General features: G+C 71.6%; 24 protein-coding genes and 1 pseudogene. 13 read left to right on the top strand and 12 right to left on the bottom strand.

All coding sequences use genetic code 11. The features are described 5' to 3' along the window. Window positions 1-31 precede the first annotated feature (31 nt). From ACQPZX_RS31145 to ACQPZX_RS31130, 4 genes are all read left to right on the top strand, one after another. Window positions 32-283 carry a CDGSH iron-sulfur domain-containing protein gene (locus ACQPZX_RS31145; protein WP_433362893.1) on the top strand — a complete coding sequence of 84 codons (252 nt, stop codon included), beginning with the start codon at window positions 32-34 and terminating at the stop codon, window positions 281-283. Further along, window positions 280-669 carry a hypothetical protein gene (locus tag ACQPZX_RS31140; protein WP_433362891.1) on the top strand — a complete coding sequence of 130 codons (390 nt, stop codon included), beginning with the start codon at window positions 280-282 and terminating at the stop codon, window positions 667-669. Before ACQPZX_RS31145 ends, ACQPZX_RS31140 begins: the two co-directional genes overlap by 4 nt. An 83-nt stretch (window positions 670-752) precedes the next feature. Further along, window positions 753-1,427 (top strand): DUF6766 family protein, encoded by a 675-nt coding sequence (locus tag ACQPZX_RS31135; RefSeq protein ID WP_433362888.1) that lies wholly within the window; start codon window positions 753-755, stop codon window positions 1,425-1,427. Between the two features lies 1 nt (window position 1,428). After that, the gene (locus ACQPZX_RS31130; protein WP_433362885.1) at window positions 1,429-2,016 is read left to right on the top strand and encodes a nucleotidyltransferase family protein; all 588 of its coding nucleotides are present in this window, start codon (window positions 1,429-1,431) and stop codon (window positions 2,014-2,016) included. 6 nt (window positions 2,017-2,022) lie between these two features. Here ACQPZX_RS31130 and ACQPZX_RS31125 read toward each other — a convergent pair whose 3' ends face one another. From ACQPZX_RS31125 to ACQPZX_RS31115, 3 genes are read right to left on the bottom strand one after another with little or no spacing between them, the layout of a single operon-like run. Continuing rightward, complete coding sequence (locus tag ACQPZX_RS31125) at window positions 2,023-3,969, bottom strand: hypothetical protein (RefSeq protein WP_433362883.1); 1,947 nt, start codon at window positions 3,967-3,969, stop codon at window positions 2,023-2,025. Beyond that, the gene (locus ACQPZX_RS31120; protein ID WP_433362880.1) at window positions 3,966-4,523 is read right to left on the bottom strand and encodes a sigma-70 family RNA polymerase sigma factor; all 558 of its coding nucleotides are present in this window, start codon (window positions 4,521-4,523) and stop codon (window positions 3,966-3,968) included. The genes ACQPZX_RS31125 and ACQPZX_RS31120 overlap by 4 nt, the downstream gene beginning before the upstream one ends. 57 nt (window positions 4,524-4,580) lie before the next feature. Next, window positions 4,581-4,739 carry a hypothetical protein gene (locus ACQPZX_RS31115; protein WP_433362878.1) on the bottom strand — a complete coding sequence of 53 codons (159 nt, stop codon included), beginning with the start codon at window positions 4,737-4,739 and terminating at the stop codon, window positions 4,581-4,583. A 180-nt stretch (window positions 4,740-4,919) separates the two neighbouring features. On the opposite strand from ACQPZX_RS31115, the gene ACQPZX_RS31110 reads away from it, so the two are divergent. Continuing rightward, window positions 4,920-5,321 carry a YidB family protein gene (locus ACQPZX_RS31110; RefSeq protein WP_433362875.1) on the top strand — a complete coding sequence of 134 codons (402 nt, stop codon included), beginning with the start codon at window positions 4,920-4,922 and terminating at the stop codon, window positions 5,319-5,321. Between the two features lie 24 nt (window positions 5,322-5,345). On the opposite strand, the gene ACQPZX_RS31105 is transcribed toward ACQPZX_RS31110, so the two are convergent. Beyond that, window positions 5,346-6,293 (bottom strand): acetylxylan esterase, encoded by a 948-nt coding sequence (locus ACQPZX_RS31105; protein ID WP_433385506.1) that lies wholly within the window; start codon window positions 6,291-6,293, stop codon window positions 5,346-5,348. 133 nt (window positions 6,294-6,426) lie between these two features. On the opposite strand from ACQPZX_RS31105, the pseudogene ACQPZX_RS31100 reads away from it, so the two are divergent. The 3 genes and pseudogenes from ACQPZX_RS31100 to ACQPZX_RS31090 form a co-directional block, all read left to right on the top strand. Beyond that, a pseudogene (locus tag ACQPZX_RS31100) lies at window positions 6,427-6,507 on the top strand (hypothetical protein); the annotation flags it as partial. 146 nt (window positions 6,508-6,653) lie between these two features. Further along, entirely contained in the window at window positions 6,654-8,021 is a 1,368-nt protein-coding gene (locus ACQPZX_RS31095) for a hypothetical protein (RefSeq protein ID WP_433386068.1), read from the top strand. Window positions 8,022-8,553: 532 nt separating this feature from the next. After that, window positions 8,554-12,054 carry an AfsR/SARP family transcriptional regulator gene (locus ACQPZX_RS31090; RefSeq protein ID WP_433362873.1) on the top strand — a complete coding sequence of 1,167 codons (3,501 nt, stop codon included), beginning with the start codon at window positions 8,554-8,556 and terminating at the stop codon, window positions 12,052-12,054. Here the strand turns inward: ACQPZX_RS31090 and ACQPZX_RS31085 are convergent. The 3 genes from ACQPZX_RS31085 to ACQPZX_RS31075 all read right to left on the bottom strand — a co-directional run bounded on the left by ACQPZX_RS31085 (window position 12,051) and on the right by ACQPZX_RS31075 (window position 14,380). Then, a complete protein-coding gene (locus ACQPZX_RS31085; protein WP_433362870.1) occupies window positions 12,051-12,878 on the bottom strand; it encodes an ABC transporter permease in 828 nt (275 codons plus the stop codon). The two genes, ACQPZX_RS31090 and ACQPZX_RS31085, sit on opposite strands and share 4 nt — an antisense overlap. Then, on the bottom strand, window positions 12,875-13,861 hold the full coding sequence (locus ACQPZX_RS31080) for an ATP-binding cassette domain-containing protein (RefSeq protein WP_433362867.1): 987 nt from the start codon (window positions 13,859-13,861) through the stop codon (window positions 12,875-12,877). The genes ACQPZX_RS31085 and ACQPZX_RS31080 overlap by 4 nt, the downstream gene beginning before the upstream one ends. Window positions 13,862-13,963: 102 nt before the next feature. Further along, complete coding sequence (locus tag ACQPZX_RS31075) at window positions 13,964-14,380, bottom strand: hypothetical protein (RefSeq protein WP_433362864.1); 417 nt, start codon at window positions 14,378-14,380, stop codon at window positions 13,964-13,966. Between the two features lie 128 nt (window positions 14,381-14,508). Between ACQPZX_RS31075 and ACQPZX_RS31070 the strand changes: the two genes are divergently transcribed. Beyond that, window positions 14,509-15,261, top strand: coding sequence for a hypothetical protein (locus tag ACQPZX_RS31070; RefSeq protein ID WP_433362861.1), 753 nt, complete (start codon window positions 14,509-14,511; stop codon window positions 15,259-15,261). A 48-nt stretch (window positions 15,262-15,309) separates the two neighbouring features. On the opposite strand, the gene ACQPZX_RS31065 is transcribed toward ACQPZX_RS31070, so the two are convergent. Next, entirely contained in the window at window positions 15,310-16,506 is a 1,197-nt protein-coding gene (locus tag ACQPZX_RS31065; protein WP_433362858.1) for an alpha/beta hydrolase family protein, read from the bottom strand. A 78-nt stretch (window positions 16,507-16,584) separates the two neighbouring features. Between ACQPZX_RS31065 and ACQPZX_RS31060 the strand changes: the two genes are divergently transcribed. Then, entirely contained in the window at window positions 16,585-17,166 is a 582-nt protein-coding gene (locus ACQPZX_RS31060; protein ID WP_433362855.1) for a hypothetical protein, read from the top strand. Here the strand turns inward: ACQPZX_RS31060 and ACQPZX_RS31055 are convergent. Beyond that, window positions 17,120-17,992, bottom strand: coding sequence for an SDR family NAD(P)-dependent oxidoreductase (locus ACQPZX_RS31055; protein WP_433362852.1), 873 nt, complete (start codon window positions 17,990-17,992; stop codon window positions 17,120-17,122). The two genes, ACQPZX_RS31060 and ACQPZX_RS31055, sit on opposite strands and share 47 nt — an antisense overlap. 96 nt (window positions 17,993-18,088) lie before the next feature. Between ACQPZX_RS31055 and ACQPZX_RS31050 the strand changes: the two genes are divergently transcribed. From ACQPZX_RS31050 to poxB, 3 genes are all read left to right on the top strand, one after another. Further along, the gene (locus ACQPZX_RS31050) at window positions 18,089-18,619 is read left to right on the top strand and encodes a TetR/AcrR family transcriptional regulator (RefSeq protein WP_433362850.1); all 531 of its coding nucleotides are present in this window, start codon (window positions 18,089-18,091) and stop codon (window positions 18,617-18,619) included. Window positions 18,620-18,731: 112 nt separating this feature from the next. Next, the gene (locus ACQPZX_RS31045; RefSeq protein WP_433362847.1) at window positions 18,732-19,250 is read left to right on the top strand and encodes a hypothetical protein; all 519 of its coding nucleotides are present in this window, start codon (window positions 18,732-18,734) and stop codon (window positions 19,248-19,250) included. After that, entirely contained in the window at window positions 19,247-20,983 is a 1,737-nt protein-coding gene (poxB, locus tag ACQPZX_RS31040; RefSeq protein WP_433362844.1) for a ubiquinone-dependent pyruvate dehydrogenase, read from the top strand. The genes ACQPZX_RS31045 and poxB overlap by 4 nt, the downstream gene beginning before the upstream one ends. Here the strand turns inward: poxB and ACQPZX_RS31035 are convergent. From ACQPZX_RS31035 to ACQPZX_RS31025, 3 genes are all read right to left on the bottom strand, one after another. After that, on the bottom strand, window positions 20,960-21,532 hold the full coding sequence (locus ACQPZX_RS31035) for a GNAT family N-acetyltransferase (RefSeq protein ID WP_433362841.1): 573 nt from the start codon (window positions 21,530-21,532) through the stop codon (window positions 20,960-20,962). The two genes, poxB and ACQPZX_RS31035, sit on opposite strands and share 24 nt — an antisense overlap. 172 nt (window positions 21,533-21,704) lie before the next feature. Further along, the gene (locus ACQPZX_RS31030) at window positions 21,705-22,448 is read right to left on the bottom strand and encodes a type 1 glutamine amidotransferase (RefSeq protein ID WP_433362839.1); all 744 of its coding nucleotides are present in this window, start codon (window positions 22,446-22,448) and stop codon (window positions 21,705-21,707) included. After that, on the bottom strand, window positions 22,426-23,778 hold the full coding sequence (locus ACQPZX_RS31025) for a glutamine synthetase family protein (protein WP_433362836.1): 1,353 nt from the start codon (window positions 23,776-23,778) through the stop codon (window positions 22,426-22,428). Before ACQPZX_RS31025 ends, ACQPZX_RS31030 begins: the two co-directional genes overlap by 23 nt. Window positions 23,779-23,849: the final 71 nt, after the last annotated feature.

Genomic DNA, 23,849 nt, shown 5'->3' with positions numbered 1-23,849 from the left:
ACCCGGCCCGCCGCGGGCAATCCCGCCCCTCATGACGGCAATGATCATTCCGTACGAGGACGGGCCGCTCGTCGTACGCGGCGACTTCGAGCTGCGCACCCCCGAGGGCGCGGCGATCGATCCGGGCCGCGGCACTGTCGCGTTGTGCCGCTGCGGCAAGTCGGCGATCAAACCGTTCTGCGACGGAACGCACCGGTTGGTGGGTTTCCGGGCCGGCACCGGGCGGGACACGCCGGCGCCCAGGATTGAAGGCTCTCCGGATCGGGAACACCGGGCGGCATGAGACGGGCGATCTTCGTCTTTTCGCTGGTTGTCCTCGGTCTGGCCGGGTGCGGCTCGGTCGGCGACCGGGAGGACGCCGCCTCCGCGACGGCGCTGCGGCTGCTCGGCGACGTGGCCGCCGGAGACGGGGCCGGGGCATGCGCGCTGCTGGCGCCCGACACGGCCTCGTCGGTCTCCGACTCGGACTGCCCCTCGGCGATCCTCTCCTCGGACCTACCGGAGCCGGGCTCCGTCCTCGGCGCCGACGTGTACGGGCAGTGGGCGCAGGTCCGGCTCACCGGCGACACGGTCTTCCTGGCCGTGTTCCCCGGCGGCTGGCGGGTCGTGGCGGCCGGCTGCACCGTGCGGGGGAACAAGCCTTACGACTGCGCCGTCGAGGGGGACTGAGCCGTGCGATTCCAGTTCACGATGTTGCTGCTGGTGCTCGCCGCCGGCCTGGTGTACTTCACCGCCCTGGGGGTGCTGCACCGGTGAGACGGTTTCTCAAGGAGAACTCGCTCGGCCTCGGGTTCGGGCTGATGTTCCTGGTCGTGCTGGTCGCGCAGGCGTTCGCCGGGCACGCCGACTTCAACCAGCAGCAACTCACCAGCGGCCTCGAGCCGATCTCCTTCTGGCGGTACACCTCGTCGGCGAGCTTCGGCGTCGACGTGCTGGAGAACTGGCAGTCCGAGTACCTCCAGTTCTTCCTCTACATCTCGCTGACCGTGTGGCTGCTGCAGAAGGGCTCGCCCGAGTCCAAGGAGCTCGACAAGGCCGGCCGCGAATCCGAGCGCGAGCAGAAGATCGGCGCCTTCGCCGACGCGACCTCGCCGGCGTGGGCGCGCGTCCGCGGCGTACGGCTATTCTTGTTGTCCAATTCCCTCGGCCTGGTGATGGGCTTGATCTTCTTGCTCTCCTGGCTGGGCCAGTCGATCACCGGCATGGTCGCGTACAACGAGCGTCAGCTCGCCGACCTCGAGGACCCCGTGTCCTGGGGCGGCTACGTGACGAACCCCGACTTCTGGAACCGCACCCTGCAGAACTGGCAGTCCGAGCTGCTCGCGGTCGCGTCGATGGCCATCCTCGCCATCTACCTGCGGCAGCGCGGCTCCTCCCAGTCGAAGCCGGTCGGCAGCGCCCACACCGCCACCGGCGTCGAGGGCTGATGTGATCGGCCGCCTCGAACTGGACGACCTTCGGTCCTCGCTGTCCCGCAACGAGACGCTGCTCTCCGTTCTGGAACGCACCGCGTCGCTGCGCCTGCCCGGCTGGTACCTCACCGCCGGCTGCCTCTTCCAGACCGTGTGGAACGTGGTCACCGACCGGCCGCCCACCGCCGGCATCAAGGACTACGACGTCTTCTACTTCGACGACAGCGACCTGTCGTGGGAGGCCGAGGACCGCGTGATCAAGGCCGCGGAGCAGGCGTTCGCCGGCCTCGCCGCCGACGTCGAGATCCGCAACGAGGCCCGCGTCCACCTCTGGTACGAGCAGAAGTTCGGCGTCGCGTGCCCGCCCTACGACTCGACCGAGGCAGCGATCGACTCGTTCGCCGCCACGACGTGCTGCCTCGGCGTCCGCCTGGAACCTTCCGGCGAGTGGCGCGTGTACGCCCCGCACGGCCTCACCGACGTCTTCAACCTCGTGCTGCGCCCGAACCCGGTGCTGGCGCCGAGATCGGTCTACGAGACGAAGGCGGCGCGGTGGCGCGAGCAGTGGCCCGAGCTGACCGTCCTACCCTGGCCGATCGATTGAGGCCGTTCACCGCCCGGCGCGCACGGGTGCGCCGAACCGCACCACCCACTCACCCGGCGCCCAGGGCACGGCCTCGGAATGCTCGACGATCTGGCTCTCGACCGCCGTCGGCCATCGGGTCGGCTCCCCGGCGGTCCGATCGCACCAGCGGGCGCCGTCGACGTCTTCGAGATCCGCCTCTCGGACCTCGGCGTCCCGCAGGTCGTCACCGTGAAAGCTGCCGAGCGCCTCCGCGATCCGCAACAGCGTGGCGTCGAGGTCGGCCGCGCTCTCGCGGCACCGCTCCCGGTCGTCCGGGCCGAGCCGGTAGAACAACTCCGGCTCGTCGAGCAGCATCAGACCGTCGGCGACCTGGTGAAGCAGAGCGTCGGCCCGGGCCAGCGCACCCGCGTCGAGGCCCTCGTCGACCTCGGCCGGGTCGCTCTCCAGGGGGGTCGGCTCGTCCGTCGTGACACTTTCGGATGCGACGTCGTCGACATTGAGTCGCGTCGAGATGGCGAAATCCCACTCGAATCCGAGCCGGATCTGTTCGCCGTCCTGCACGTCAGCCTCGTCCAAGGTCTGATCCAGGTCGGCCCGGCGAGGCTCGCCGTCCAGCCCGATCCGGTCCACGACCGGGTTTCCGATGGCGCCGCCGGACGCGGTGCCGGAGTAGTGCTCGCTGATCATGCCTTCGGCGACTTCGCGGAGGGTCCGCAGCGCAGGCGTGTCCCGGGCGATGAATCGGCGCCCGTCCGGGCCCTGCAGCGAAAGCTCCGAGACGACGTAGTCAGGCTGGTCCGGACCCGCAACGGTCCACTCCAGCTCGGATCCCTCGAGCACAAACGTGACATGGGCGACGTCCGGGCTGTTGACTTCGAACGTGGTCGTCCGAGTCGAGGCCGTGCGGAACGTGGGTTCGAGGCCCAGGTCGCGCAGCTGGCGCTCGGCTTCCTCCAGTTCGGCGACCGACCGCACGCTCACCAAGACCCGGCAGTTGACCGAAATGGGGATTCGCAGATCGCTCAGGCTGCCCCCCGCCCGAGCCTCGAAGCCGAACCGCAGCTGCTCGACGTTCTGCACGCCGGCCTCGTCCAGCGTCTGATCGAGTCCGACCCGGTGCCGCTCGCCGTCCGGCCCGATCCGGTCGGCGACCATTCTGTCCAGAGCCTCGCCCGACACATCCGGGTAGAGCTCGGCGATCAGGTCGCGGACCGTCAGCTCCGGCGGCGCGTCCCGGATGATGTACCGGGATCCATCGGGCCCCTGCAGAGACAATGGCGGGCCCGGATCCTCCTCGGCCGGGGGGTCGTCGTCGGAACCAGCTTCGACAACCGGGAGAGTGCTCGCGAGCATGGCGACGACCTGGGCGAGGGACTCCCGATGGCCGGCCAGAGCCGCCGGCACCTCTTCGTAGGGGCCGGCGATGGTCGCGGCGGGCGTGGCGTGGGTCAGGTACCTGCGGATATCGCCGATGGTGTCGAGCGCGGCCTGCAGCGTGCGGTGCCGCCCATTGAGGCGGAGCAGAAGCCGATGGGTGCCGGACGCCGCGGCGATGCGGTCCAGGTCGGACCGCACGCTCGGCTCGATGGCGCCCAGCGGGGGCATCGCCACGCCGGAGCCGGTCGTCTCCAGGTTGATGGCGATCGGGTTGATCGGAGGTTGGGGCCGGGGAGCGCCGGGCGCCGGCGGGTCGAGGATGTCGGCCAGGCCGGCGGCGAGGTTGACGCCGGTGCTCACGTCGCCGAGCAGACCGGCGTAACCGCCCTCGGCGCCAAGGATGTCACCGGCGCCGGCCGGGAGATCGACGGTGCCGGCCACATCGGCCAGCAACCGGGTGTAGCCGGTCGCACCGGGCTCGGCCGGCGGCTGAGCGGGAGGCGTTCCGACGATGGCGGCCAACCCCTCGGCCAGCGGAACGGACCGAGCGACGTCGGCGAGAAGCGCGGCGTAAGCCTCGGAAGGGTCCGTCATGGCTTCTCCCCGCCCGAGTCGTACCTCGCCCGCAACGCCGCTCGGGCGTCGCGCAGCCGCGACCGGACCCGGGTCGCGGGTATCCGGAGGATCGCGGCGATCTCGGTGGGCTGATAGCCGTCGTAGGTCCAGGCCATCACCTCGCGCTGATCCGGTGGAAGGGACTTGAGGATCTCGAGGAACGTATGCCGGTTGTCGATTTCGTCGGCCTCGGTGGTCCGTGACGCGAACACTCTTTCGGCGACCGCGCCGCCCGGATCCTCGGCACTGTCCTGCCCGGTCCGGCGCCACCATGCACGCTTCGCGACCGTCCTGATCCACGCGCGGGGGTGGTCGAGCTCCTCCCAATGCCGGTAGGCCTCGGTCATCGCGTCCTGGGCCGCGTCCATCGCGACGGCGGTGCGGGCGCCGTGGACGATCAGGAACGTGACCAGGGAGTGCATCTCCTTGGTGTAGAAGAGCGTGAACTCCAGGTCGCGGGCCGCCTTTTCGTCCGCCTGCCGCGCCGCGGCTGACGGAGCCTCGATGCCTCCGTCAGTGGGCTCGTCGTCCATGACGGCTCCTCATGCTCGGCGCTGAGTTCCCGCGATCGGGCCTACGCCCGCATTCTGTCATCGGCCGACGACCTGGTGGAGAGCCGTGACCGTCACTCCCGCGGCGGTCAGGGCAGCCAGCAGCGCGCCCGGCCAGCTCGCGGTCTGCGCGAAGGTGAGTGCTCCGACCAGCGTGGCGACGAGCAGACCGGCCATCAGGATGACCAGCCAACGCATCGGTAACGCCTCGGACCGCGGCAAACCGGACATCGAAGACCTCCTGCGTATCGGGTTGGTGAGGACGAGCGCTCGCCTAGGTAGTGCGCGCCCACGGCCGGATCGTGCGGAATATCTGATGACTGGTGTCACGGATCGCGGGCGTGTCCGGTCTATCTGGCAACGGAAGGGAGACGCGCGATGACTGACATCCGCAAGCTGGCCACGCTGCTCGACAACCCGGAGGCCCGGGAGCTGATCTTCGGCCTGGGCGGCTCGGAGGGGATCAGGGCCGTCGTGCTCGACCTGGCCGTCACGACGACGTCCGAGCAGTACCGCAGCTGGCTCGACGACGAGGAGCGCAACCAGCCGATGACCGTCGAGCAGGTGCGCCTGACGGTCGGCGACGACACACTCGACAGCATCGCCGTTTTCGCCGGTGGCAGTACGGACGCGGTGGCGTGGCAGCTGTCCGAGGTGCTGCCCGATCTGGTCGACGCCATGACCCCGGGCGGCACGGTCATCGACGTGGAACTGCTCAAGCGGGAGATCGACGAGGCCACCGCCGAGGACGATCGGGAGGCCGGCCTCTTCGCCAACTGAGGCCCGGCACCGATCTCCGGCGGCTCAGGAAAGCAGATTCCGCAGCCAGCGGAGGCTTTCGGGCGGCTGGAAGGTGGCGCCGCCCTCGTGACCGTTGTAGGGCCAGACGAGCATCTCCTTGGGCCCCGGGCGCCGGTTGTAGGCGGCAAAGACCGTCGACGGCGGGCAGACCGCGTCCATCAGGCCGACCGTGTAGAGCGCGGGCACGTGGCCGCGCGCGGCGAAATGCACGCCGTCGAAATAGGCCAGGGTGGTGAAGACCTGGTCGATTTTGTCGCGGTTGGTCGCGCAGAGATCGGCGATTTCCCGGTACGGGTAAGAGTCGCTGATCTCGGTCGCCCGGCGGAAGTACGTCAGGAACGGCACGTCTACGATCGCGCCCGCCAGGTCGTCGCGCAATCCCGCCACGGCCTGCGCGAGGCCGCCACCCTGGCTCGCCCCGGCCACCACGATCCGGGCCGGGTCGACCTCGGGGCGGGTCTTGGCGGCGTCGACGGCCCGGACGGCGTCGGTGAACAGGCGGCGGTAGTAGTACTGCTCGGGGTCGAGGACGCCGCGGGTCATCAGGCCGACATGCTGGGGGCCGACGCCGGGCAGGTCGGCGGTGTCGCCGTCGCCCTGGCCGCGCGAGTCCATGACGAGCACGGCGTATCCGGCGGCCGGCCAGAGCAGCCATTCGTGCGGGCGGCCGCGGCCCCCGCCGTACCCGATGAACTGAATGATCGTGGGCAACGGGCCGGTGACGTGGCGGGGGACGAGGAACCACGCGGCGACGCGCCCGCCGCCGAAGCCGGTGAAGCGCACGTCGAAGATCTCGACGCCGGGCAGGAGGGCGTCGTGCGGCTCGAAAACGGCGTCGAGGTCGCCCTGCTCTTCGAGGGTGCGCCGCCAGAAGGCGTCGAAGTCGTCCGGCTCCGCGACGACCGGCTGGAATGCGGGAAGCTCGGACAAGGAAAGATCGAACTGCGCCATCAGGCCTGCCTCGCGTCGGGATTGTTCGGGGTCGCGGTCATCCCTTGCCGGCTCCCAGGTCAGGCCGGCCGCGAAATGCCGCTGCAACGCAAGATAGATGATCAGCGCCGGATGACAGTGATGGTGGCCGGACATGCCCACCACGGACACGACCGTCGGCGGGTTCGTGCTGGGCGACCTCGACACGCACGACGCGCTGGTGCGAAGGCTCGCGGCGGCCACGTCGGCGACCGTCGTGGCGGTCGACTATCGACCGGTTCCTGCGCGATGCGGCGGCCTTGCTGCGTCAGCGCGGTCGGATAAAGTAGCGACGTCAATACGCTTCGCGATCGGCCGGAGGTCCGGGTGGGGCAGCAGCGGGTGTCGGCTGTCACCGTTGCCGCCGTGGGCGTCGGCGCCGCCCTCATGGGCAACCTGGTCGTGGGATTCGTCAAGATCCAGCCGGGCTACCCCCAGATCATCGCCTGGGGTTGCTTCGTCGCGATCGTCACGCTCTCCATCTATCTCGAGGTGACCGCCGACGACGACGCCGAGCCGCTCGCCTCGCACGTGCTCGAGATGAGACGGCGCGTGGACGATCTGCTGGAGCTGACGGACGCCGACGCCGCCGATGGCGCCTTCGCGCGCGGGGTCCGGGGCGAGACTCGGGAGCTACGGGTCGACTACCTCGAGACCGAGATCGCGCTGATGCAGTCGCGGCTCGGAAAGGTTCGCGAGTTCCTGGTCAGCGAGGGAGCGCGGGCCGACCGATCGGCCGCCTTGCAGAACGAGATCGCCGCGCTCCGGCTGGAACTGGCCTCCGCACAGCGCGAGCTTGCGGCCGCCAAGGAGTTCGCGACCACGGCGTACGCGGATCAGCGCTCGGCGGAGGAGCAGGCCGAGTCGGTCCGCCGTCAGCTGGCCGAGGCGCGCGGCGAGCTCGCCGATCTGCGCGGACGGCTGCGCGTTCTGCAGCGCGAGCTGGCGGAGGCCCGTCGCCGGCCGGCCGGCGCCGACCTCGCGGCGGAGCCGGCCTACGTCCCCCGGCATCACCAGGCCCCCGACGCCGGCGAGTCCGTTGTGGATCACGGTGGCGGGGATCCGGACGGCATGTTCTCCCCGCCGGCCCAGCGCCGCGGCCCCGAGGCGTCGTCGGCCGCCCAGCTGCCGAGTGCCGCCCGGCTGCCGAGTGCGGCCCGGCTGCCGAGTGCGGCCCGGCTGCCGAGTGCGGCCCGGCTGCCGAGTGCCGCCCGGCCGCTGAGCGCCGCCCGGTGGCCGAGTGCCGCCCGGCGCCCGGGTGTCCGGGCGGCGGCGGTCGGCTCCCGGCGTGACCGGCCGGGGTTGTCCTCGCTTGCGTCCTTCGCCCTCCTCGGCATGCTGCCCGGTGCCCTTTTCGTGCTGGTCGGCTACTGCGCCACCTGGGGCCGGAGCCTGGGCAACCAGAACGGTGGCGCCCTCGGGTGGGGCGCGCTGGGATGGACCGCCCTCATCTCGGTGCCGATCTTCTTCCTGGCCGCGATCGGTGGCGGCGGCATCCCAGCCGGGGCCGGCGACCTGCTCGGCGCGCTAGCCGGCCTCGTCTTCGGCTCGGTAGGTGTGGCCGTGGACTACGCGCTGGCCAGCCTGATCTGGGAGGTCGACCCCGCCGTCGTCGCCCTGCAGACCGCCGGGGTCGCCGGCGCTCTCGCGCTGGGCTGGATGGTCGCGGCCACCATCACCCGATCGGGCCGCCGCGTCCGCATCAACTGACCCAGGTTCCTAGGATGCCCACCCAGGGTGACCACAGACGCTCTGGGCTGCGCCGCCCGCCTCCGATCGCGGACGCTGACGCCATGAACAGCGCGGCCGGCCTCGGGCCGGGGTTGACGCCCTGCGCTGCGCCGTCCGCCCCGGGCTCCGGGCCTGAGGCCCTGCGTGGCGCCGGCTGCCTCGGGCCGCGGGGCTGAGGGCCTGCGCTGTGCCGCCGCCTCGGTCCGCGTGCGCTGATGCTCGGGGCTGCTTCATCCTCCAGGCCCCCAGGCGGGCTGTGACGACGCTGACCCCCGGCTTCGGGCGGGCTGTGACGACGCTGACCCCCCGGCTTCGGGCGGGCTGTGACGACGCTGACCCCGGGCTCGGGCGGGCTGTGACGAGGCTGGGCCGCAAGCGGGTTGTGGCGACGCTGCCCCGGGCCCGCGGGGGCTGTGACGACGCTGGGCCGCGGGCGGGCTGTGACGACGCTGAGAGGGGATGGGGCCGGGGCGGGTTGGGCGCGCGAGCATGTGCGCGAGAGGATCGGCATGTGGGCGGTGACGGGGACGTGGGTGTGCGGCTGCGGGTGACGCTGCTCGGCGCCTTCGCGGTCTGCCGGGGGGACACCGCCGTGCCGGTTCCGGGGGCGCGGGTGCGCGGGCTGCTGGTGCGGCTGGCGCTGGCGGGTGGGAGCGCAGTCGAGCCGGGGACGCTGGTGGACGCGTTGTGGCCCGAGGAGAGGCCGGGGGAGCCGGCCAACGCGCTGCAGTCGCTGGTGTCGCGGCTGCGCAAGATGCTGGGCGCGGCGGGGGCGGTGGTGCAGACCGACGGCGGCTACCGGCTGGATGTGGCGCGGGAAGACGTGGACGCGCTGCGCTTCGAGCGGCTGGCCGCCGATGGGCGGGAGCGGCTGCGCGGCGGCGACCCGGCGGGCGCGGCGGAGCTGCTGAGCGAAGCGGTGGCGTGCTGGGCAGGGCAGCCCGGCGGCGAGCCGGCGGTGATCGCGGCGGTGGCGCCGGGGGTGGCGACCCGGCTCGGGCAGGCCGATACCGAGGCGCGGGCGGATCTGGCCGAGGCCGAGTTGGCGCTCGGCCGGCCGGCGGCCGCGGCCAGCCGGTTGACCGAGCTGCTGGCCGAACATCCGGTCGACGAGCGGGCGGCGGCGCTGCTCATGGACGCGCTCGCGGCGCAGGGCCGCCAAGCCGAGGCCCTCGCGCTGTATGAGCGGGTTCGCGAGGATCTCGCCGACCGGCTCGGGGTGGACCCGGGCGGGGCGCTGCGCGAGCGACACCTGCGGCTGCTCCGCGGGCCGGAGGAGGAGCTCGCGCGCGAGCGAACCGCGGGCGAGGAGCCCGGGCGGGGAACGCCGCAGCGGGGAGCGGCGCAGCGGGGAGCGGCGCAGCGGGGAACGCCGCAGCGGGGAGCGGCGCAGCGGGGAACGCCGCAGCGGGGAACGTCGCAGGAGGGAGAACCGCAGCAGGGAAGGCCCGGGCGGGAGGCGTCGGAGCGCGATTCGTCGGAGCCGGGGGCGTCGGAGTCGCAGACGCTGGTGAAGCCGGGCGCGGGCAAGCTGCCGCGGAGCAATTTGCCGGCGTCGCTGACGAGCTTCATCGGGCGGGACGACGACCTCGCGCGGATCGACACCTCGCTCGCGGCGGGGCGGCTGGTCACGGTCGTCGGGCCGGGTGGGGCGGGCAAGACGCGGCTTGCGCTGGAGGCCGCGCGGCGGCGGCGTCATGAGTTCCGGGACGGGGTCTGGCTGATCGACCTCTCCTCGGTGACCGAGCCGGCAAAAGTGGGCGCGGCGCTGATGGCGGCGATCGGGCTGCGCGGGGCGGCTCTGTTCGAGACGTCGGGGCGGCTCAAGCTCGAGGGTGACGAGATCGACGTGCTGGTCGACGAGCTCAACGGGCGGGAGAGCCTGCTGCTCGTCGACAACTGTGAGCACCTGATCGACGCGGTCGCGCATCTGATCGCGGCGCTGCTGCCGCGGTGTTCCGAGTTGCGGGTGCTGACGACCAGCCGGGAGCCGCTCGCGGTGGACGGGGAAGCGCTGGTGCCGCTCGGCCCGCTGACGCTGCCCGAGCCCGACGACACCGTCGAGGAGGCGCGGCGGACGGCGTCGGTGCGCCTGTTCACCGAGCGGGCCGCGGCCGTGCGGCCGGGCTTCGACATCGAGGCGGGCACTCTCGGTGACATCATTCGGATCGTACGGGGACTGGACGGCATGCCTCTCGCGCTGGAGCTTGCCGCGGCCCGGCTCCGCACGCTGTCGCTGGCCGAGCTCGCCGACGGGCTGTCCGACCGTTTCCGGCTGCTCACGACGGGCAGTCGCACGGCCTACCCGCGGCACCGCACGCTACGCGCGGTGATCGCGTGGAGCTGGGACCTGCTGAGCGACGACGAGCGGACCGTCGCCGAGCGCATTTCGGTGCTGCCGGGCGGCGTCACCGAGGCGTCAGCGGTCGCATTGTGCGGCGACTTGCCCGCGGCCGAGATTCCCGATCTGCTGGCCGCCCTGGTCGACAAGTCGCTGCTGCAGCTGGCGCCCGATCCGGGCCGCTACCGGATGCTGGAGACGTTGCGGGAGTACGGCATCACGCGGCTGGCCGGAAGCGAGAACGAGGTCCGGGACGCGGCGGCCCGCTACTTCGCCGCGCTGGTGGCCCGGTACGACCCGCAGCTGCGCGGCCGGGGGCAGATCGGCGCGTTGCATGTTCTGCGCGCGGAGTACGACAACGCGCTCGCCGCCCTGCGCCACCTCTGCGACGCCGGCGACGGGGACGGCGCGGTCGCGCTGTCGCTGAGCCTGGCCTGGTTCTGGCAGATGTTCGGCCGGCACGCCGACGCCGCTTACTGGCTGGGCGAGGCCCTCGCCGTGCCGGGGGGAGCGACGTCGTCGCTGGACCGGGACTGTGCGATGGCCGTGCTGCTCCTCAACCAGATCGGCAGCCGTGGAGCCGCGATGGGCGAGGATGGCCGCAAGCGCGAGGACGAGCTGCGGGCGCTCGCGGCGCGGCTGACCTCCCACCCCGAGCTGCCCGGTCTGGCCGGCGCGCTGACGGCGGTGACGCTCGCGTTCCTGGAGCAGGCCGAGGCGTCGCTGGCGATCATCCAGCGCATCGTCGAGGGGCCGGATCCGTGGCTGGCCGGGCTCGCGCAGATGTTCCGGGCCCAGTTCGCCGAGAACAACGGCGACGTCGATCAGGTACGGCACGACGTGGCCGGCGCGCTGGAGGCGTTCGAACAGGTCGGCGACCGCTGGGGGATGGCCACCGCGCTGCCGATGCGCGCCCAGCTGCGGCAGTACGACGGCGACCTGGACGGCGCGCTGACCGACCTGCGCCGGGCACGATCGCTGGCCCGCGAGTTCGGCTCGCTCAGCCTCAGCGACGAGATCTTCATCGACCTGCGCTGGATCGACCTGCAGCTGCGCCGGGGCGAGGTGCCCGAGGCCGTCGAGATGATCACCGTGGCCCGGGAGCGGGCGCTGCGCTCCGCCTCGCCCGAGATGATCATCCTGGTCGACGCGCTCGAGGCCGGCCTGTGGGTGCGCATCGGTGACCTGGACCGGGCGACGGAGCTGATCGAGCTCGCCGAGGAGGGCATGAACAGCGGGATGCCGTTCGCCGGCGACCACGGCCGGGCCCTGGTGGGCAGCGTCCGGGCCGGGCTCGCCCTCAAGCTGGGCGATGCGGACGGCGCCGAGAAGGCCCTCGGCCCGGCCTACGCGGCGGCCGTCGAGAGCAAGGACATGCCGATCCTGTCGCTGGTGGCGGTGTCCGCGGCGGGACTGGCCGCCCTGCGGGGACGGCATCGGGACGCCGCCCGGCTGCTGGGTGCGGCGTCCCGGTTGCGCGGCACCCACGACATGACCGAGCCGATGGTGCACGAACTGGTCGAGAGCGGTCGTCGCGCGCTCGGCGAGGACGGCTTCGCCGACGCGTACGAGATGGGTTGGAAGCTGGACGGAAAGACGGCCTTGACCCAGGTCGATCCGGCGCGGCTGCGTCAGGAGGCGCTGCCGGCGCCGGATCTCGACCTTCATTAGGCGCGCCTGGAGTAGGCCCGGAGCGCGAGGGGGACGAAGACCACCAGCAGGCCGGCCATCCAGACCAGGGTCCAGAACAGGTGCCCGGCCACCGGCCCGCCGACGAGCAGGCCGCGGATCGTGCCGACCAGCGGTGTGATCGGGTTGACGTGCACGAAGCCCTGCAGCCAGCCGGGTAGCGTGTCGGTCGCGACGAACACGTTGCTGCCGAACGACAGCGGGAAGACCAGCAGGAACATCACGCCCTGCACGGCGCCCGAGGTGCGCACGAGCATGCCGACCCAGACCGAGATCCAGCAGAAGCACAGGCCGAACCCGATCGCCAGGGCGACCGCGGCGACGGCCGGCAGGAAGCCGGTCTCGACCCGGAAGCCCATCACGTAGCCGAAGCCCAGCATGACCAGGCAGACGGTCAGGTAGCGGACGACGTCGGCGGCGACCGCGCCGACCAGCGGCGCGGAGCGGGCCACCGGCAGCGAGCGGAACCGGTCGAAGACGCCCTTCTCGATGTCGGCGTTGAGGTTCTGGCCGAGCGCGATGCCGCCCATGGCGAGCGACTGGGCGAGCATGCCGGGCAGCAGGAACTGCAGGTAGCCGGCCCGGTCGCCGCCGGAGATGGCGCCGCCGAGCAGGTAGGTGAACAGCAGCAGGAAGATCACCGGCTGCAGCGTCACGTCGATCAGCGCCTCGGGCGTACGCAATGTCTTGATCAAACTTCGGCGCGCGAGCGCCACGCTGTGCCTGACCAGCGCGGCGAGCGCGCCGCCCCGGGGCTTGTCGATGTCGGCGGAGATGGGGCGCACGGGTACGTCGAGGGTGGTCATACGAGCTCAGCCTCCTTGGCCTCGGTGGTGTCGGTGTCGCCGGTCAGGGCGTGGAAGACCTCGTCGAGGCTGGGCAGGTCGAGACCCAGCTCGATGACCTCGATGCCGGCGCGGCGCAGGGCCGGCACGGCGTGGTCGAGGGCGGTGTCGTCGGCCACCGGCACCGAGACCGCGCCCGGACGGGCCCCGGCGGCGGTGTCCGCGCTGGCCTGGGTGCCGGGGGAAGCCACCGCGTTGAGCACGGCCATGGCGTCGCCGAGCCGGGCCGGGTCCGCCGGGCGTACGCGAAGGGTCAGGCCGCCGACGCGGCGCTTGAGCCCGTCGGGGGTGTCGTGCGCGATCACGCGCCCCTTGTTGATCACCACGATCTCGTCGGCGAGGGCGTCCGCCTCCTCCAGGTACTGCGTGGTCAGCAGCACGCTGGAACCCTGGGTGACCTGGGTGCGCACGACGCCCCACATGTCCTCGCGCTTGGCCGGGTCGAGGCCGGTGGTCGGCTCGTCCAGGAAGATCACCTCGGGGTGGCCGACCAGGCTCGCGGCCAGGTCGAGCCGGCGGCGCATGCCACCCGAGTACGTCTTGGCGGGCCGGCCCGCGGCCTCGGTGAGGTCGAACCAGGCGAGCAGCTCGGCCGCGCGCTTCTTCGCGTCCTTGGTCGTCAGGTCGAGCAGCAGGCCGATCAGCACCAGGTTCTGGGTGCCGGTCAGGTCCTCGTCGACGCTGGCGTACTGCCCGGTCAGCCCGATCCGGCGGCGCACCCGCTGCGGCTCGCGCAGCACGTCGATGCCGGCCACCTCGGCGTGTCCCGCGTCGGGCCGCAGCAGCGTGGCCAGCACCCGTACCGCGGTGGTCTTGCCGGCGCCGTTGGGCCCGAGCACGCCCAGCACGGTGCCGCGGCGCATGGCGAGGTCCACCCCGTCGAGCGCCTGCGTCGTCCCGAATCGCTTGCGGAGCCCCTCCGCACGTACCACGAGATCGCTCATGATGTCGCTCCCTTCCTTGTCTTCGGAAGGAAGCGTGCGGCGGGGCGCTGACATCGGGCGCACAGGGCGCTGATACGGCCCTGACAGCGCCCTGGCGCCGTGTCAGCTGACCGTCTTGAGCACGTCCGCGGTCGCCGGCATCCTCTCCACGAGCTGCTTCAGCGCACCCTCGACCACGGCCGACGCTTCCGACTCATCCGTCGCCGCGATCACGTTCTTCAGCAGCTCCGGAGACTGGGCGATCGCCGCCGCCTCCGAATTGGTGGACTCCTTGACCGTCTTCACCGCATCGGCCGCCGCCTGCAGTTTGATCTTTCCCTTGTCGCCGATTCCGATCTCCTCGGGCAGCAGGCCGAATATGCCCGCGTAGACGAGCCCGATTCCGGCGATGAAGATCGACGCCAGTCCCACCGAATTGATGTCCTTTCCCATGAACATCCCCCCGATGGTCGCCGCCACCCCCGCGGTCACCAGCAGCGCACCCAGGAACCCTATGAATTTCTTAGCCGACGCGGACATCCGACGCCTCCGGTCCGAGCAGAATGAGGCCTCCACGGTAGACATTCCCGCAAATCCGGATGGTCGGGTCGGCGACAGCTCACCACGATATTGGCGACTGGGTTGATGCGGTGTGTGACGATCGGGCGATGTCGCTGTTCAAGAAACGCGCAATTGCCGCGCTGAGCGCGATCGCCGCGGTCCTCGGGGTCGCCCTCTTCGTGGCGCCCCCGCCGCTGGCCGGGGTCGGCGGTGCCGGCTACGCGGGTCAACGCGAGCTCAGCGCCGCCCTCGACCAGGCCTTCGTCGACTACTGGCGGGCCGGCGGCCGGAGCCTGTCCCCGGAGCTGCAGCAGGTGGTCGACTACTGGTTCCGCTTCCACGTCATCAGGGCGGTGATCGCCGCGCTGCTGCTGGCCGTGCTCGTCGCGCTCGGCGTACGGCTCTGGACGGCCTTCGTGCGGGCCGACCGGCGCCGCGGTGGGCTCGCGGCGGGCGGTGTCCTGGTTACGATGCTCGGGATGTTCGCGGTCGTCGTGGTCATGGCGAACGTCCAGGGTGCGTTCGCGCCGTTCTCGTCGCTGCTGCCGATGTTGCACGGCGGCCTGGCGACCGGCGGGCAGAACCGGCCCGCGTTCGCGACGATGGTCAGCGACTTCGGCCGGTACCACTGGGCGCTGGCCGCGGTCGGCGTGCTGGTGCTGATCGCCTCGCTGGCGGCCGGCGTGGTGGCGTTCATGCGGGCGCGTCGCGCCGATCGGTCCGGGCGGAGGGTGCTGAGGTCCTTCGGCGTGCTGGCCGCGGCCTGGTCGCTGCTCCTGGCCCTCGTCGTGGCGGCGAACATCTCGACCGCGGCGAACCCGGAGCCGGCCCTGGTGGCGTTCTTCCAGGGCAGTTGGTGACGGGTGCCCGCGCCGCCGACCGGCGACGCGGGCCCGGCCCTAGGAAGGTCAGCTGCTCAGCTGGGTGAACCAGCGGGTCACCTGGGGGACGGAGAGGACCTCCGAACCCTCGTGGACGAAGCCGTTGTAGTCGGTGTTGACGCCTGCGTCGACCATGCGGCTGGGCAGGGTGGCGTGGCAGTGCTCGGTGTTGGCGTTGACCGCCTCCTCGTCGCCGGGGCTGTAGTAGAGCCGCACGGGCATGCGCGGCGTCCAGTTGGTGCAGACGCTGTCCAGCTCGGCGAGCGCGTCGGCGAACCGGCCGGTCGGGTGCAGCAGCATGGCCTTGCCGGCCGGGGTCAGCAGGTCGTCGATGGTGGCGGGCAGGGCGCCGAGGACTTCCTCGCCGGTGTGGGTGCCATCAAAGAGCGAGGGCAGGCCGGCGTACGGCTGCCGGAAGACGTAACCCGGGTAGGGGTAGATGTCGTGCAGCCGGTCGAAGGCGGTCAGCAGGTAGGTGGTGTAAGCGCTGGCCAGCAGCGGGTGCACCGCGGGGGTGAACAGCGACGGGATCGCGGCGTGGCGGAAGTCGTAGGCGCCGCTGATCGGGGCGACCGCGGCGGCGCGGAACCACGGGTCGGTCCCCGACTGCAACGCCCGGGCCAGTCCGAGGGCGGCCGAAGCGCCCTGCGAGAAGCCGGAGACGTAGACGTCGCGGGTCAGCTGCCGTCCCTGCCGGTCGGCGAACGTCCGCGCCGCGCGCAGCAGATCGAGTGAGGCCGTGGTCTCGGACGGCACGTCCATCCAAGGGTGCGGACCCGGCCCTTCGCCGAGTCCGAGGTAGTCGGGCGCGACCGCGGCGAAGCCGGCCGAGGCGAAGGTCAGCGCGGGCCCGATCAGGAAGACGTCGTCCGACGTGGACGGTGCGTCGCCCTTGAAGATCTCGGTGCCGTGCCCGAACGAGATGGTCCGGAGCTGCCTCCGGTTGTTGATGGGTAGCGCGACGAGGCCGCTCGCCGTGGTCGGATGCCCGGTCGCGTCGGTGGTCCGGTAGACGAGCCGGTAGGTGCGCACCCCGTAGCGGTCGGTCCCCGGATCGAACTTGTCGGCGGTCAGCGCCGCGTCGACGTCGGCCCGGGTGGCGTACGTGTGCAGAGCGGTGACCGAGACCAGCCGGCCGGTCGCCGCTGTGGCCGGTGTCGCGGCCACCGCGAGCGACGTTGCGATGAGCGCCCCCGCGATGCTCGAACTCAGCATTCTTCTCATGGATCGACGCTAAGAAATACCGGGCGCCGAGTCAGTCCGGCCTTCCCCCCGATCCGGAGTGGTGCTGTCCTTACCCTCATGGACCTTCTCGCTCGGCAGGCGGATCTGCAGGCGTCCGGCGCGGAACTGCTCGGCCGGCTCGGCGTGCTGGGGGAGGAGCTGATGCCGACCGGCAGTTTCGTGTCGGGGCTGATGGTGTGGCGGGATCTCGACGTGATGACGCTGGGCGGGCCCGGGTTCGCGGTGCGGGACGTGCTGGGACTTCTCGAGCGGGCGGCCGGCCTGGCGGGGCTGACCGGCTTCGCGTGTGCGGACGAGCGCGGCGAGCGCTCGCCCACGGGGGAGCGGCGGGACGAGCGCTTCCACGTCACGTTGAGCGTGGAGGAGTGGCGGGTCGACCTGTCGGTGTGGCTGCACGACGACCACGCCAACGTGACGGAGTACCACCGGCGGCTGCGGGACGAGCTGACCGCATCGCAGCGGATGACGATCCTGCGGATCAAGGAGGTGTGGCATCGCCGCCCGGAGTATCCGGACGAGGTGGGCGGCTTCGACATCTATACGGCGGTGCTGGAGCACGGCGTCCGCACGCCGGACGAGTTCGGCAAGTGGCTCAATGCATCAGGTCGAGCGACAGCTCCCAGAGCCGCGCGGCCTTAGCCGGGTCCAGAGCGTAATCGGCGACGCCACGCCGCACCCCCGGCGTGTAGGGCACCGCCACCTGGCAGTCCTCGTAGTAGCGGCCGGTCACGCCCGCCACCAGCGGTGACGCGGCCAGCAGCACGGAGGTCGCGGCCCCCTGCTCGACGGTCTTCACCGAGACGCCGGTGGCGCCGGAGGGGTCGAACGAGTCGGGCGGGGTCTCCATGTGGCGGCCGAGGCTGGTGCCCCAGATGCGGCCCGGGTTGAGCGCGTTGACCGCGATCCGGTCGGGCGCCCAGCGCTTCGCGGCCTCGACGGCGAAGAGGATGTTGGCGGTCTTCGACTGGCTGTAGGCGGCCCACGCGTCGTACGGGTGCCGCTCGAAGTTGGGGTCGTCGAAGAGCACCTCGCCGTTGACGTGGCCGACCGAGCTGACCGACACCACTCGCGCGCCGGGGACCATGGCGTCGTGCAGGCCCAGCGCCAGTGCGAAATGCCCCAGGTGGTTGGTGGCGAACTGCATTTCCCACCCCTCACGCGTACGCGTCAAAGGTGTTGCCATGACGCCGGCGTTGTTGACCAGGATTTGCAGTGGGCCCTCCCACCCCGCGACGAAGCGGCGCACCGATCCCTGGTCCGCCAGGTCGAGCGGCGCGACCCGCACCGGGAAGTCGAAGCCGGCCGAGGTGTCCCGCACGGCCGCCGTGACCTCGGCGCCCGCCTCGGCGAGCGCCCGCGCGGTGGCGAGCCCGATCCCCGACGACGCCCCGGTGACGATCGCGCGCACGCCGGTCAGATCAACGCCGGCGAGGACCTCGGCGGCGGTGGAGCTCGCGTCGAACATGACTACCTTCCCTTGCTATCGTGGTAACCGGACCCCGGTCCGCTTGAGTCCTACAGTAAGCGGACCTCGGTCCGGTTAGCAAGTGATGGAGGCGACATGCGCGCGGACGCCCAGGAGAACTACGACCGGGTCCTCGAGGTGGCGGCCCGCGCCTTCGAGCGTGACGGCACCGGCGCCTCCCTCAAGGCGATCGCCCGCGAGGCCGGCGTCGGCATCGGCACCGTCTATCGCCGCTTCCCGACCCGCGAGGCGCTGGTCGAGGCCGTCTACCGGCAGGAGGTCGACCACCTCTGCGCCACCGGCGCCGACCTCGCCCGCCGCAGCCCCGGCGTCCCGGCGCTGCGCGACTGGATGGAGAGCTTCGTCGACTTCATGGCAACCAAGCGTGGCCTTGGCGACAGTTTGCGCGCGGTGCTGACCTCCGAGGACGACCGCCAGGAGACCCGCGACCGCCTGCGCGACACGATCGCCGCCCTGCTGAAGGGCCCCGGCATCAGTGCCGGTCTGGAGCCGAACGACCTGCTCATGGCCCTGGGCGGCATCACGCTGATCGCCGCCGAGGAGCGTCAGCGGGAGCTGGCCTCGCGCCTCGTCGAGCTGCTCATCGTCGGGGTACGGGCCCGCTAGACACGTGCCCCGGGCCACCCTGGTCCCGGGTTTTCCACTGGCGCGGCCCGGGCATCGGCCGGGCAGGCTGGTCCCAGCGATCAGCTGTCCGGACCGACCGAAAGGGCCAACCATGTCAAGGACCACGCCGTTGGGCGCCATCGCCCGCGGGCTGCTGGCCGGCGCCGTCGGCACGCTGGCGATGGACACCTTGCTGTACCTGCGCTACCGGCGCGGCGGCGGCACCGACAGCTTCAAGGACTGGGAGTTCTCGGCGAGCGTCAAGAGCTGGGCCGACGCGCCCGCCCCCGCCCAGGTCGGCCGGCGCCTGGTCGAGGGCCTGTTCCAGCGCAAGCTGCCCGACTCCAGCGCGGCCCTGGTCAACAACATCACCCACTGGGCGTTCGGGATCGCCAACGGCGCCGCGTACGGCGTGGCCGCCGGATCGCTGCGCAAACCGCGCGTCGCGTACGGGCCGCTGTTCGGCGCGTCGGTCTGGTCGGGCGGCTACGTGGTCCTGCCCGCCGCGGGTCTCTACAAGAACATCTGGGAGTACGACCGTAAGACGCTCGCCAAGGACCTGAGCGCCCACCTCGTCTATGGCACCACCACCGCCGCCGCGTTCGCGCTCACCTCGAAGGGCAAGGCATGACCACCGTCGCCGACCACATGATCGCCACCCTCAAGGCCTCCGGTGTGCGCCGCATCTACGGCCTGCCCGGCGACTCGCTCAACGGCCTCACCGACGCGCTGCGCCGCGACGGCGACATCGCCTGGCAGCACGTGCGCCACGAGGAGGCCGCCGCGTTCGCCGCCGCCGGCGAGGCCGCCACCACCGGGCAGCTCGGCGTGTGCGCGGCCAGCTGCGGTCCCGGCAACCTGCATCTGATCAACGGTCTGTTCGACGCGCAGCGCAGCGGCGTGCCCGTGCTCGCGATCGCGGCGCACATCCCGCGCGCCGAGATCGGCTCGTCGTACTTCCAGGAGACCCACCCGCAGGACCTGTTCCGCGAGTGCAGTGTCTACGCCGAGCTGGTCAGCGACGTCGAGCAGCTGCCGCGGCTGCTCGAGGTCGCCATGCGGGCGGCGATCGAGCGGCGGGGCGTCGCGGTGATCGTGGTGCCCGGCGAGGTGTTCGCGGCGGCGGCGACCGACGCGAAGGTGACCGCGATCCGGCCCACCCGGTCGATCACGGTCCCCGCCGACAGCGACCTGGCGAACGCGGCCGACGTGCTCAACCGGGGCCAGCGGGTCACCATCCTGGCCGGGGCGGGGTGCCAGGGCGCGCACGACGAGCTGCTGCAGATCGCCGGGCGGCTCCAGGCCCCGGTCGTGCACGCGCTGCGCGGCAAGGAGTTCGTCGAGTACGACAACCCGTACGACGTCGGCATGACCGGCCTGCTCGGCTTCCCGTCCGGATACCGCGCGATGGAGCACTGCGACACGCTGCTCATGCTCGGCACCGACTTCCCCTACCGCCCCTTCTATCCCGCGCACGCGAGGGTGGTGCAGGTCGACATCCGGGGCGAGAACATCGGCCGCCGGCATCCGGTCGACGTGCCACTTGTGGGCGGCGTCCGGAAGACCATCGCCGCGCTGTTGCCGCTGCTGCGCGACGGCCGCGACGACGAGCACCTCAACACCATGAAAAAGCACTATCGCCGTACGCGTGCCCGCTTCGACGCCGTCGCGAAAGAAGGCCGGGCCCGCGGTCCGGTGCACCCGCAGTCGCTCGTCGCCGCGGTCGACCGGCTCGCCGCAGACGACGCCGTCTTCCTGCCCGACGTCGGCACCCCGACCCTGTGGGCGGCCCGCTACCTGACGATGAACGGCCGCCGCCGGCTGATCGGCTCGTTCAACCACGGCACCATGGCCGACGCGCTCCCGCTCGCCATGGGCGTGCAGGCGTCGCACCCCGGCCGCCAGGTGGTCGCGCTCTCCGGCGACGGCGGCCTGTCGATGCTGCTCGGCGAGCTCATCACGCTGCGCCAGCAGAAGCTGCCGGTCAAGGTCGTGGTCTTCAACAACAGCTCGCTCGCGTTCGTCGAGCTCGAGATGAAGGCCGACGGCTACGTCAACTACGGCACCGACCTTGACAACCCGAACTTCGCCGAGGTGGCCCGCTCGATCGGCCTGCACGGCATCCACGTCGAGCACCCTGACAAGATCGACGCGGCCCTCGAAGAGGCGTTCGCCCACGACGGCCCGGTCGTCGTCGACGTCACCACCGTCCGCCACGAGCTGTCGATCCCGCCCGGCCTGACCTTCGACCAGATCAAGGGCTTCACCCTGTGGGGCACCCGCTCGGTTCTCAGCGGCTCGGGCGACCAGGTCCTCGACGTCGCCAAGTCGAACCTGCGGCTACTGGCGGCGGAGCTGGAGTAGCGCCCACTGCTCGCGGGTGATCGCGTACTCGACCTCGCCCTGCTCGGAGCCCGGCAGCGGATCGTCGAAGTCCGGGTGGAAGGTGCGCACGTAGCTCAGCCCGGCCGACGCCATCGTGGCCCGCGACGGCGCGTTGACCGCCATCGTCTCGGCGAAGATCCGCCGCAGGCTGAGGTCGTCGAAGCCGTGCCGGACGAGCTCGCGCGCGCCTTCACCGCCCAGACCCTGACGCCAGTACCGGCGCAACAGCCGGTAGCCCAGCTCGGCCTGCCCGTCGACCGGCCCCTGATCGGCCCGCTCCGGCGGCTCGAGAATCCACCAGCCGACGAACGCCCCGTCGACCAGCCCGGCCCAGAACCCGAGCCCCGGCACCCGCCCGGCGGCGGCCAGCCGGCGCCGATGCAACTGCTCCACCTCGCCCCGCTGCCGCGGCGGGCCCAGGTAGCGCATCACCTCGGGGTCGGCGTCGAGCTCGACCTCACCCTCGAGATGCTCGTCGGACAGCGGCACGAGCTGAATGCGGGCAGTCCGCAAGGTCGCCTGGCTCACGCTTGCATACTGCCCGCCCAGCGAGGCGTCGCCTACTGCTATTCGCGGATTCGGCGTCGCGGCAAGCGGACCCTGCCGGCTGCGCCCGAGCCGCGGGCTTGACCATGAAGACCCAGACCAGCAGGACGGGAAGCCAGGCTCGCCGCTACCTCCGGTTGCACGGCGGTAGAAATCAGGAGCAGATCGGTTGCGGTCCCGCGACGAACTGGAGGAAACCGTCGACGAGGGCGTGCGCACGCCGTACGGAATCGGGGCCTTCTTGATCTGTCCGCTCGATGAGCGACGGTACGTCGATGCCCTGGGAGGCGGCCAGGGCGGCGCCGCCGTTGCCGAGCCAGCCCGCGAGCGATGGCGCCGTCAGCTCGGGATGGAATTGCAACGCAAGATTCCGGCGCAACACGAAAGCTTGCGACGCCGCCGCGTTGCGCGCCAGCTCCTGAGCCTCCGGTGGCAGCGTCCAGCGGTCGTAGTGCCACTGGAACCACGGCCCGGGCGGCACCAGCGACGCGTCGTCGGTCTCGATGTCACTCCAGCCGACCTCCGGCGACGGCGAGGCGGCCACGCTGCCGCCATGTGCCGCCGCCAGGAGCTGGCCGCCGAAGCAGATGCCCAGGACCGGCACGCCGGCGGCGTCGGCGGCGCGCAGCTGGGCTATCTCGGGCGCCACCCAGATGCCGATCAGGTCATGGTCGTAGGCCGACCACGGCGAGCCGAGCACCACGACCGCGTCGAAATTCGCGAAATCGGGGAACGACGCCGCCACGCCGGGCGCGTGGAACGACGCGGCCGGCACCACGAGATGGTCGGTCACCGACCAGCCGTGGGCGGTGAGGCGGTCGGCGACCGGGCCGGCGGGGGAGACGTGGTCGTGGTGGACGATCAGGACGCGGCGCTCAGAGGTGGTAGCTGTACTCACGGAACTCCCAGTCGGTCACCCAGGCCGCGAAACGTTCGAGCTCGTTGCGCTTGTAGGCCAGGAAGGTCGCGATGAACTGCGGACCCAGCATGTCGGCCAGCTCGGTGTCGGCCTCGAGGGCGGCGATCGCCGTCGGCAGGTCGCCCGGCAGCTTCGCCGCCTTCGTGACGTCATAGCCGTAACCCTCCAGCTTGGCGGGCGGCTCGAGCTTGTCGCGGATGCCCAGGTACGCGGCGGCCATGGTCGAGGCGATGGCCAGGTACGGGTTGGCCGAGGCGTCCCCGAGGCGCAGCTCCAGGCGGGCGGCCCGGCCGCGCTCCGGCGGGATGCGGACCATGGCGCTGCGGTTGTCCAGACCCCAGTCGATCAGCCACGGCGCGAGCGTGTCGGGGCCGAACCGCTTGTACGAGTTGATCGTCGGGTTGTTCAGCGCCGCGATCGCCGGCGCGTGGGCCAGGATGCCGGCGATGGCCGACCGTCCGACCTGGGACAGCCCGTCCTCGCCCTGCGGGTCGTCGAACAGGTGCCCACCGTCGCTGGATTTGACGGAGAAGTGCAGGTGGAAGCCGGAGCCGCCCTCGTCGTTGAAGGGCTTGGCCATGAAAGTCGCCATCTTGCCCTGCATGCGGGCGAGCTCCTGGATGGCGTTCTTGAAGCGGAACGCCCGGTCGGCGGCGTCGAGGGCCTCGGAGTGCCAGAGGTTGATCTCGAACTGGCCGGAGGCGAACTCGTGGTTGGCGGCGACGACGTCCAATCCGTACGCCTCGAGCTTGCGCAGCGACGCGAGCAGCGTGTTCTCGGGGTCGCCCTTGAGGCCGGCGGTGTAGACGTTGCCGGTGCCCTCGCCGTAGCGCTTCCAGCCGTTCGGCGCGCCGGCGCTCTCCTCCAACACGTAGAACTCGAGCTCGGGACCGATGATCGGCGTCATGTCGAGGGTCGCGAACCGATCGATGACGCGGCGCAGCACGTTGCGCGGGCTCTCCTCGGAGCGGGAGCCGTCGGGGTTGAAGACGTCGGCGATGACGTGCGCGACGCCCGGCTCCCACGGCACGTGCTGGATGGTCGACAGGTCGGGCACGGCGAGCACGTCGGGCAGCCCGGCGGACAGGCCGCCGTCGATGTCGACCACGTCGCCCATCGGGGAAGTGCCGTAGATCGAGCGGCAGAACGCCACGCCGTCGCCGACTGTGCGCGCGAAGTGGCGCACCAGCAGGTCCCGCCCGCGCTCGGCGCCGATCAGGTCGCTGTAGGCGAGGCGGACGACGTCGATGTTCTGCGCGTTCAGCTCCGCCTGCGCGGCCTCCATGGCGTGCGCGTCGACCGAGAGCATGGGCTCAACTCCTTGGGGAGGGTGATTGTGCCGGGCGTCACAGCAGATCGTACGGACCCAAACGATTGTGT

The sequence above is a fragment of the Actinoplanes sp. CA-142083 genome, assembly GCF_050942195.1.
In the GTDB taxonomy this organism is placed as follows: Bacteria; Actinomycetota; Actinomycetes; order Mycobacteriales; family Micromonosporaceae; genus Actinoplanes.
This window is presented reverse-complemented; position numbering and strand designations above follow the sequence as displayed.

Bases quoted from the DNA above. Each gene is read 5' to 3' on its own strand.
- ACQPZX_RS31145 (WP_433362893.1), top strand. From the start codon at position 32: ATGACGGCAATGATCATTCCGTACGAGGACGGGCCGCTCGTCGTACGC.
- ACQPZX_RS31140 (WP_433362891.1), top strand. From the start codon at position 280: ATGAGACGGGCGATCTTCGTCTTTTCGCTGGTTGTCCTCGGTCTGGCC.
- ACQPZX_RS31125 (WP_433362883.1), bottom strand. From the start codon at position 3,969: ATGACGGACCCTTCCGAGGCTTACGCCGCGCTTCTCGCCGACGTCGCT.
- ACQPZX_RS31120 (WP_433362880.1), bottom strand. From the start codon at position 4,523: ATGGACGACGAGCCCACTGACGGAGGCATCGAGGCTCCGTCAGCCGCG.
- ACQPZX_RS31115 (WP_433362878.1), bottom strand. From the start codon at position 4,739: ATGCGTTGGCTGGTCATCCTGATGGCCGGTCTGCTCGTCGCCACGCTG.
- ACQPZX_RS31110 (WP_433362875.1), top strand. From the start codon at position 4,920: ATGACTGACATCCGCAAGCTGGCCACGCTGCTCGACAACCCGGAGGCC.
- ACQPZX_RS31105 (WP_433385506.1), bottom strand. From the start codon at position 6,293: ATGGCGCAGTTCGATCTTTCCTTGTCCGAGCTTCCCGCATTCCAGCCG.
- ACQPZX_RS31085 (WP_433362870.1), bottom strand. From the start codon at position 12,878: ATGACCACCCTCGACGTACCCGTGCGCCCCATCTCCGCCGACATCGAC.
- ACQPZX_RS31080 (WP_433362867.1), bottom strand. From the start codon at position 13,861: ATGAGCGATCTCGTGGTACGTGCGGAGGGGCTCCGCAAGCGATTCGGG.
- ACQPZX_RS31075 (WP_433362864.1), bottom strand. From the start codon at position 14,380: ATGTCCGCGTCGGCTAAGAAATTCATAGGGTTCCTGGGTGCGCTGCTG.
- ACQPZX_RS31070 (WP_433362861.1), top strand. From the start codon at position 14,509: ATGTCGCTGTTCAAGAAACGCGCAATTGCCGCGCTGAGCGCGATCGCC.
- ACQPZX_RS31065 (WP_433362858.1), bottom strand. From the start codon at position 16,506: ATGAGAAGAATGCTGAGTTCGAGCATCGCGGGGGCGCTCATCGCAACG.
- ACQPZX_RS31060 (WP_433362855.1), top strand. From the start codon at position 16,585: ATGGACCTTCTCGCTCGGCAGGCGGATCTGCAGGCGTCCGGCGCGGAA.
- ACQPZX_RS31055 (WP_433362852.1), bottom strand. From the start codon at position 17,992: ATGTTCGACGCGAGCTCCACCGCCGCCGAGGTCCTCGCCGGCGTTGAT.
- ACQPZX_RS31050 (WP_433362850.1), top strand. From the start codon at position 18,089: ATGCGCGCGGACGCCCAGGAGAACTACGACCGGGTCCTCGAGGTGGCG.
- ACQPZX_RS31045 (WP_433362847.1), top strand. From the start codon at position 18,732: ATGTCAAGGACCACGCCGTTGGGCGCCATCGCCCGCGGGCTGCTGGCC.
- poxB (WP_433362844.1), top strand. From the start codon at position 19,247: ATGACCACCGTCGCCGACCACATGATCGCCACCCTCAAGGCCTCCGGT.
- ACQPZX_RS31025 (WP_433362836.1), bottom strand. From the start codon at position 23,778: ATGCTCTCGGTCGACGCGCACGCCATGGAGGCCGCGCAGGCGGAGCTG.